Origin of the sequence: Staphylococcus sp. HMSC059F04, assembly GCF_001812565.1 — a bacterium.
GTDB classification, from domain to species: Bacteria; Bacillota; Bacilli; order Staphylococcales; family Staphylococcaceae; genus Staphylococcus; species Staphylococcus lugdunensis.
On record NZ_KV809472.1, the window covers coordinates 123,589 to 131,636 of the forward strand.

General features: G+C 33.1%; 7 protein-coding genes and 1 pseudogene. All 8 read left to right on the forward strand.

Going from position 1 to position 8,048, the window contains the following annotated elements; all coding sequences use genetic code 11:
• Nucleotides 1–18 precede the first annotated feature (18 nt).
• A complete protein-coding gene (gene codY / locus HMPREF2864_RS08630) occupies nucleotides 19–792 on the forward strand; it encodes a GTP-sensing pleiotropic transcriptional regulator CodY (protein ID WP_002459290.1) in 774 nt (257 codons plus the stop codon).
• A gap of 218 nt (nucleotides 793–1,010) precedes the next feature.
• Nucleotides 1,011–1,799 carry a 30S ribosomal protein S2 gene (rpsB, locus tag HMPREF2864_RS08635; protein WP_002459289.1) on the forward strand — a complete coding sequence of 263 codons (789 nt, stop codon included), beginning with the start codon at nucleotides 1,011–1,013 and terminating at the stop codon, nucleotides 1,797–1,799.
• A gap of 183 nt (nucleotides 1,800–1,982) precedes the next feature.
• Complete coding sequence (gene tsf, locus HMPREF2864_RS08640; protein WP_002459288.1) at nucleotides 1,983–2,861, forward strand: translation elongation factor Ts; 879 nt, start codon at nucleotides 1,983–1,985, stop codon at nucleotides 2,859–2,861.
• Between the two features lie 136 nt (nucleotides 2,862–2,997).
• Nucleotides 2,998–3,720 (forward strand): UMP kinase, encoded by a 723-nt coding sequence (pyrH, locus tag HMPREF2864_RS08645; RefSeq protein WP_002459287.1) that lies wholly within the window; start codon nucleotides 2,998–3,000, stop codon nucleotides 3,718–3,720.
• Between the two features lie 84 nt (nucleotides 3,721–3,804).
• Nucleotides 3,805–4,359: a ribosome recycling factor gene (gene frr, locus HMPREF2864_RS08650; protein WP_002459286.1), complete on the forward strand. Its 555-nt coding sequence runs from the start codon at nucleotides 3,805–3,807 to the stop codon at nucleotides 4,357–4,359.
• Nucleotides 4,360–4,620: 261 nt separating this feature from the next.
• On the forward strand, nucleotides 4,621–5,382 hold the full coding sequence (locus HMPREF2864_RS08655; RefSeq protein ID WP_002478281.1) for an isoprenyl transferase: 762 nt from the start codon (nucleotides 4,621–4,623) through the stop codon (nucleotides 5,380–5,382).
• Nucleotides 5,383–5,395: 13 nt separating this feature from the next.
• Entirely contained in the window at nucleotides 5,396–6,178 is a 783-nt protein-coding gene (locus HMPREF2864_RS08660) for a phosphatidate cytidylyltransferase (protein ID WP_002478280.1), read from the forward strand.
• 210 nt (nucleotides 6,179–6,388) lie between these two features.
• A pseudogene (fbl, locus tag HMPREF2864_RS08665) lies at nucleotides 6,389–8,048 on the forward strand (MSCRAMM family fibrinogen-binding adhesin Fbl); the annotation flags it as partial.

Below are 8,048 nucleotides of genomic sequence, written 5' to 3' on the forward strand. Positions count from 1 at the left end.
ATATAAAGGAGAAAAATTATGAGCTTATTATCGAAAACGAGAGAGTTAAACACATTATTACAAAAACATAAAGGTATTGCAGTTGATTTTAAAGATGTTGCACAAACGATTAGTAACGTGACTGTAACCAATGTATTTATAGTATCACGAAGAGGTAAGATATTAGGTTCAAGTTTAAATGAGTTATTAAAAAGCGAACGCATTAATCAAATGTTAGAAAGCAAACATATCCCAGAAGAATATACAGAGCAACTTATGGAAGTAAAACAAACACAATCTAATATAGATATAGACAACGTGTTGACTGTTTTCCCACCAGAAGATAGAGAAACATTTATTAATAGCAGAACAACTGTTTTCCCAATATTAGGTGGGGGAGAACGTTTTGGGACGCTTGTTTTAGGTCGAGTTAAAGATGACTTTAATGAAAACGATTTGGTTCTAGGAGAATATGCTGCAACAGTCATTGGTATGGAAATTTTACGTGAGAAACACAATGAAGTAGAAAAAGAAGCGCGTGATAAAGCAGCAATTAATATGGCTATCAATTCTTTATCTTATTCTGAAAAAGAAGCTATTGAACATATTTTTGAAGAATTAGGCGGAAATGAAGGATTATTAATCGCATCTAAAGTAGCAGATAGAGTAGGCATCACACGTTCAGTTATTGTCAATGCATTACGTAAACTTGAAAGTGCTGGTGTCATAGAATCTCGATCCTTAGGAATGAAGGGTACATTTATTAAAGTTAAAAAAGAAAAATTTCTTGATGAATTAGAGCGAAATAAATAAAGTAACGTATTAGTAAGGAAGTCATACACAATATGATAAATTTAAAATGTCAAAATATGTACTCAAGTATTGCTTTGACGTACTATTTATGATATATTAATTTTCGGCTATAAAGCCAATACACACATAATAAATGAATATATAAAGGGTGCAATCCGAGGATTGTCTTTATATTAGTTTGTTATGGAGGTAAATAACCAAACAGGAGGAAATGAAACATGGCAGTTATTTCAATGAAACAATTGTTAGAAGCTGGTGTTCACTTCGGTCACCAAACACGCCGTTGGAACCCAAAAATGAAAAAGTATATCTTCACTGAAAGAAATGGTATTTATATCATTGACTTACAAAAAACAGTGAAGAAAGTTGAAGAAGCTTATAACTTCATTAAACAAGTATCTGAAGATGGCGGTAAAGTCTTATTTGTAGGTACTAAAAAACAAGCACAAGAATCAGTGAAAGCAGAAGCTGAACGTGCTGGACAATTCTACGTTAACCAAAGATGGTTGGGTGGAATCTTAACAAACTATAAAACAATCTCTAAACGTATTAAACGTATCTCTGAAATCGAAAAGATGGAAGAAGATGGTTTATTCGACGTTTTACCTAAAAAAGAAGTTGTTGAACTTAAAAAAGAATATGACCGTTTAATCAAATTCTTAGGCGGTATCCGTGATATGAAATCAATGCCTCAAGCATTATTCGTTGTTGACCCTCGTAAAGAGCGTAATGCGATTGCTGAAGCACGTAAATTAAATATTCCAATCGTTGGTATTGTTGACACTAACTGTGATCCTGATGAAATTGATTACGTTATCCCAGCAAACGATGATGCGATTCGTGCCGTTAAATTATTAACTGGTAAAATGGCTGATGCTGTCTTAGAAGGTCAACAAGGTGTATCTAATGAAGAAGTAGCTGCAGAGCAAAACATCGATTTAGATGAAAAAGAAGAAGCTAAAGATGCAGAAACAACTGAAGAAAACACTTCTGTTGAATCAAACTAAGAAATAGTTTAAATGGGTGATAAGATGTGATGCTTATCACCTTTTTTTCAAATCAAATTGATTGAGTCGGCAGTAAAGTGAAAAAATATTTAAATGACAATAGAGTATTGGAAATATCACTACTAATAATGGTAATATTTAAGTATATTGATTATTACAATGAAAATATTGGAGGAATAATGAATGGCAATTTCAGCAAAACTTGTTAAACAATTACGCGAAAGAACTGGCGCTGGTATGATGGATTGTAAAAAAGCGCTTACTGAAACTGATGGTGACATCGATAAAGCAATTGATTACTTACGTGAAAAAGGCATTGCTAAAGCAGCTAAAAAAGCAGACCGTATCGCTGCAGAAGGTTTAGTACATGTTGAAGTTAAAGGCAATGAAGCAGCTATCGTTGAAATTAACTCTGAAACAGACTTCGTAGCACGTAACGAAGGTTTCCAAGAATTAGTAAAAGAAATTGCTAATCAAATTCTTGATACTAAACCTGAGTCAGTAGATGCATTAATGGAAACTAAATTACCAAATGGTCAATCTGTTGATGAAAAAATGAAAGAAGCAATCTCAACAATTGGTGAAAAACTAAGCATCCGTCGTTTCGCAGTAAAATCAAAATCAGATAACGATGCATTTGGTGCATACTTGCACATGGGTGGACGCATTGGTGTATTATCAGTAGTTGAAGGTTCTACAGATGAAGAAGCAGCTAAAGATGTGGCAATGCACATTGCTGCTATTAACCCTAAATATGTTTCTTCTGAACAAGTTAGTGAAGATGAAATCAATCATGAAAGAGAAGTATTAAAGCAACAAGCATTAAATGAAGGTAAACCAGCAAATATCGTTGAAAAAATGGTCGAAGGTCGTTTACGTAAATATCTTCAAGAAATTTGTGCAGTTGATCAAAACTTCGTTAAAGATCCAGATCAAACAGTTGAAGCTTTCTTAAAATCAAAAGGTGGAAAACTTGTTGACTTCGTACGTTATGAAGTAGGCGAAGGCATGGAAAAACGTGAAGAAAACTTTGCTGACGAAGTTAAAGGACAAATGAAATAACCCGTCATAAAGTTTACAAGGAAGAAGGCACCTTTGAGGTTTTCTAAATATAAATGATTATATTTATTTTAGAAGACGCGACCGTGTCTTCTTTACTTGTATCTGTTACATATTTTTTAATGGAGAGGACAAAAAAATGACTCAAACTTCTAAATATAAACGTGTCGTATTAAAATTAAGTGGTGAAGCACTAGCTGGTGAAAAAGGTTTTGGCATTAATCCAATTATCATTAAAAGTGTTGCTGAGCAAGTAGCTGAAGTTGCCAAAATGGATTGTGAAATTGCAGTCATTGTTGGTGGTGGAAATATTTGGAGAGGTAAGACAGGTAGCGACTTAGGTATGGATCGCGGTACAGCAGATTACATGGGTATGTTAGCAACTGTGATGAATGCACTTGCCTTGCAAGATAGTTTAGAACAACTTGATTGTGATACTCGAGTATTAACATCCATTGAGATGAAACAAGTAGCTGAACCCTATATTAGACGTCGAGCAATTAGACACCTTGAGAAGAAGCGGGTAGTCATCTTTGCTGCTGGCATCGGCAATCCATACTTCTCAACTGATACAACCGCAGCTTTACGTGCTGCTGAAGTTGAAGCAGATGTTATTTTAATGGGCAAAAACAACGTGGATGGCGTATATTCTGCTGATCCAAAAGTTGACCCTAATGCAGTTAAATATGAACATTTAACACATATTCAAATGTTACAAGAAGGATTACAAGTTATGGATTCTACTGCTTCGTCATTCTGTATGGACAACAATATTCCATTAAATGTATTCTCCATTATGGAAGAAGGCAATATTAAGCGCGCAGTAATGGGCGAGAAAATTGGTACGTTAATAACAAAATAATCATATTGAAATTTTAATAAATGGCATATAGTATATATAGTGAAGTATATAATATTATAGTCGAAAACTTTGAGGTGTAAAAAAATGGCTGACATAATTAAAGATACAAAAGCAAGAATGAACAAATCAATTGAAAATTTATCTCGTGAACTTGCGAATATTAATGCAGGTAGAGCAAACTCTAATCTTTTAAACGGTGTGACAGTTGATTATTATGGTGCACCTACGCCTGTACAACAATTAGCCAGCATTAATGTTCCTGAAGCACGTTTATTAGTGATTTCCCCGTATGATAAAACATCGGTAAAAGACATTGAAAGAGCAATTATCGCTGCGAATTTGGGTGTAAACCCTACAAGTGATGGAGAAGTGATTCGTATCACAGTTCCTGCATTAACTGAAGAACGTCGTAAAGAATTAGTTAAAGATGTTAAAAAAGTTGGAGAAGATGCAAAAGTATCAATCCGTAACATTCGTCGTGATATTAATGATCAATTGAAAAAAGATGAAAAAAATGGCGACATCACTGAAGATGATTTAAGAAGTCAAAGTGATGATGTACAAAAAGCAACGGATGATTCAATCAAAGAAATTGATCAATTAGTTGGAGACAAAGAAAAAGATATTATGTCTGTTTAAAACTAATTTCAACAGATTTATTACAAAAATTAGATATAAACACGAATAGTCTGAGTCTTAACTGTATCAAGCTGCATGTGTTATTTCACTTGAGGTTTAACAAGAAATGTACCTTTTTTAGAGAAATATTGCATCAGACTTTGGTACAGTTTTTCTATTTGCTTATTCAATGCCATGAATGAGTATGATAAAATGATAGATGATTTCTTATATAATGATATTTATAATACTACAGAGATGATCAGGCTCGGAGGAAAGACCATGTTCAAGAAGCTAATAAATAGAAATAAGATTGAGATAACAGATGATATTGATTTAGACATGCGTAATATACCTGAACATGTAGCAATTATCATGGACGGGAATGGTCGATGGGCTAAAAAGAGAAAGATGCCACGTATAAAAGGCCACTATGAAGGTATGCAAACAATCAAAAAAATAACAAGAGAAGCCAATAACCTTGGTATTAAGTATTTAACACTTTACGCTTTTTCAACAGAAAATTGGTCTAGACCTGAAAGTGAAGTTAACTATATTATGAGTTTACCTGTTAATTTTTTAAAAACATTCTTGCCAGAGTTGATTGAAAAGAATGTTAAAGTAGAAACGATTGGATTTATGGAAGGATTACCAGAGTCTACGATAAAGGCTATTAATGAAGCCAAAATTAAAACAGAACATAATACAGGATTAAGATTAATTTTTGCGATTAACTATGGTGGGAGAGCAGAAATTGTACATAGTGTGAAAGCAATTTATAAAGAACTTCAAGCTCAAGGTTTAGATGAAGAAAGTATTAATGAAAATATGATTTCAAGTCATTTAATGACTAAATCATATCCAGAACCTGAATTATTAATTCGAACTTCTGGAGAACAACGGATCAGTAATTTCTTAATTTGGCAGGTTTCATACAGTGAATTTATTTTTAATGAAAAGTTATGGCCGGATTTTGATGAGCAAGAATTGAAATCGTGCATAAAAATATATCAATCTCGCCAACGACGGTTTGGAGGATTATAGTAAGGAGTCTTTTATGAAAGTTAGAACACTGACGGCAATTATTGCATTACTTATATTTCTGCCCATTTTATTAAAGGGTGGATTTATTCTCATGTTATTTGCATTCTTATTAGCGTTGATTGCGCTGAAAGAATTGCTCAATATGAATATGATAAAGTTTTTATCTATTCCAGGCATTTTTAGTGCTATTGCTTTAATAATTATCATGTTACCGCAAGATGCGGGAGCATGGGTTCAAATGATTCAACTTAGAAGTTTAATTGCAATGAGTTTTATCTTATTAAGCTATACTGTTTTATCAAAGAATCGATTTAGTTTTATGGATGCAGCATTTTGTTTAATGTCAGTTGCCTATGTAGGCATTGGTTTCATGTATTTTTATGAAACGCGTTCAGAAGGTTTACATTTCATACTCTATGCATTCTTAGTTGTTTGGCTTACAGATACAGGTGCATATATTTTTGGGAAATTATTAGGAAAGCATAAATTATGGCCGGTTATCAGTCCAAATAAAACAATTGAAGGTTTTATTGGAGGATTATTTAGCAGTTTAATCGTGCCGTTAGTTATGATATTCTTTGTGGATTTTAACATGAATATTTGGCTCATCTTGCTCATCACCATTATATTAAGTATGTTTGGTCAACTTGGAGATTTAGTTGAGTCTGGTTTTAAAAGACACTTTGGTGTAAAGGATTCAGGAAGAATTTTACCAGGACATGGTGGTATTTTAGATCGTTTCGATAGTTTTATGTTTGTCTTACCTTTATTAAATATTTTGCTTATTCAAATTTAAATTTTGGAAATGGCTCATTTTATGTGATAGTGTAAAATGAGTCATTTTTTGTGTATATTCAAAAACTTAATAATTGATTTTATTGAAATTTGCCTGTATAATGCTATCTTATTGCATAAACGTTAATTAAAGTCTTATTCTATAAATAATACAATTATTAGTACACGTTTAAATTAGGGGCATAATCATATCAATCAAAGGAGAGATTAAATGAAACTAACAAAGAAAGAAAAGTTTTCAATTCGGAAGCATAAATTTGGCGTATCATCCATACTGGTAGGTAGTATTATTGGTCTGACAATGTTAATGACTAAAGAAGCTGAAGCTGAAGAAGTGGAGCGTAATTTGTCAAAACAACAAATGCAGCAAAATAATGATGCTACTGGTGACACGCAAGATGATAATAATTATAATAATGAAATATCAAATCAGGAAGCAACAACGCAGAACCAACAAATAACTCAGTCTGACAATGTAAATAGCGAGACACAAGCAATAAATGAAATAAGCGACAGCCATCGTACAGTAAATAAAGCCACTGAAGCACTAGACAATAACTCTACTTTAAATACATCCACCGATGTATCACCTGCAACGAAACAAGATACAACTACTAGCAATCAAACAACTCAGGAAAACAATGATGCAACAACACAAACCAAAACAAATTATAAGCAAGATGATAATAACAACGTATTATCCCAAGTAGCAACCAATGACAATCAGTCTTCAAATCAACCACGTAACAGTCACCTAAATACATCCACAGTAACATACAACAATAATCATCAAGTAAGAAGATTAGCAAAAGTTGAAGCAACAAATACAGATAATAACGTTACTCAGACTTCAGACATATCGAATAAACTCTCAAATGTAACAGCGACAATTGAAGCGGCAGATACGATTTACCCACATAAAGCAGAATATGTAAATTTAAATTATCGTTTCCAAGCCCCAGATGATGTTCAAGCAGGAGATAGTATTAAAATTACTATTCCTCAAGCATTAAACTTAAATGGTGTAACAGCTACTGCTAAAGCACCTAATATTATGGCAGGTGACCAAATATTAGCTACTGGGACAATCGATGAAGAAGGAAATTTAATTTATACGTTTACAGATTATGTAACAAATAAAAATAATATTACAGGACAGATATCAATTCCTGGGTATATTGATCCTAAAAATGTAACACATACGGGTAAAGTGAATTTAGAGACATCTATTGGCCAAACAACTGCAAAGAAAACTGTGACAGTTGATTATGAAAAGTATGGAGAGTTTCGTAACTTGTCAATCAAAGGAACTATTGATCAAATTGATAAGGTGAATAACACATATAGACAAACCGTATATGTAAATCCTAGTAGTGATACTGTAGTGGATCCTTATTTAAGAGGCGGTTCAATACCGGGTACCAATAGTAATGTAATTATAGATGAGCAGAATACATCAATAAAAGTTTATAAAGTTAAAGAAAAAGCGCATCTAACAGACAGCTATTATGTTGATCCATCAAATTATGAAGATGTTACAAGTGACGTCAAAATTACTTTCCCTGAAAAAGGAATATATCAAATCAACTTTAATATTGAAGATGATCAAATTAATTCTCCATACGTAGTTGTTATTAATGGTCATGTTGATCCGAATAGTAATGGCAATTTGTATTTACGTTCTACATTATATGGTTACGATTCTAATTTCACTAGAGTTTCTATGGCATGGGATAATGAAGTAGAATATCATGCAGGAAGTGGTAATGGTGACGGTATAGATAAACCTGTAATACCGGATCAACCGGGGGATTCCGATAGTGATGCAGATTCCGATAGCGACGCAGACTCAGATAGCGACGCAGACTCCG

Bases quoted from the DNA above. Each gene is read 5' to 3' on its own strand.
- HMPREF2864_RS08660 (WP_002478280.1), top strand. From the start codon at position 5,396: ATGAAAGTTAGAACACTGACGGCAATTATTGCATTACTTATATTTCTG.
- HMPREF2864_RS08655 (WP_002478281.1), top strand. From the start codon at position 4,621: ATGTTCAAGAAGCTAATAAATAGAAATAAGATTGAGATAACAGATGAT.
- tsf (WP_002459288.1), top strand. From the start codon at position 1,983: ATGGCAATTTCAGCAAAACTTGTTAAACAATTACGCGAAAGAACTGGC.
- frr (WP_002459286.1), top strand. From the start codon at position 3,805: ATGGCTGACATAATTAAAGATACAAAAGCAAGAATGAACAAATCAATT.
- rpsB (WP_002459289.1), top strand. From the start codon at position 1,011: ATGGCAGTTATTTCAATGAAACAATTGTTAGAAGCTGGTGTTCACTTC.
- codY (WP_002459290.1), top strand. From the start codon at position 19: ATGAGCTTATTATCGAAAACGAGAGAGTTAAACACATTATTACAAAAA.
- pyrH (WP_002459287.1), top strand. From the start codon at position 2,998: ATGACTCAAACTTCTAAATATAAACGTGTCGTATTAAAATTAAGTGGT.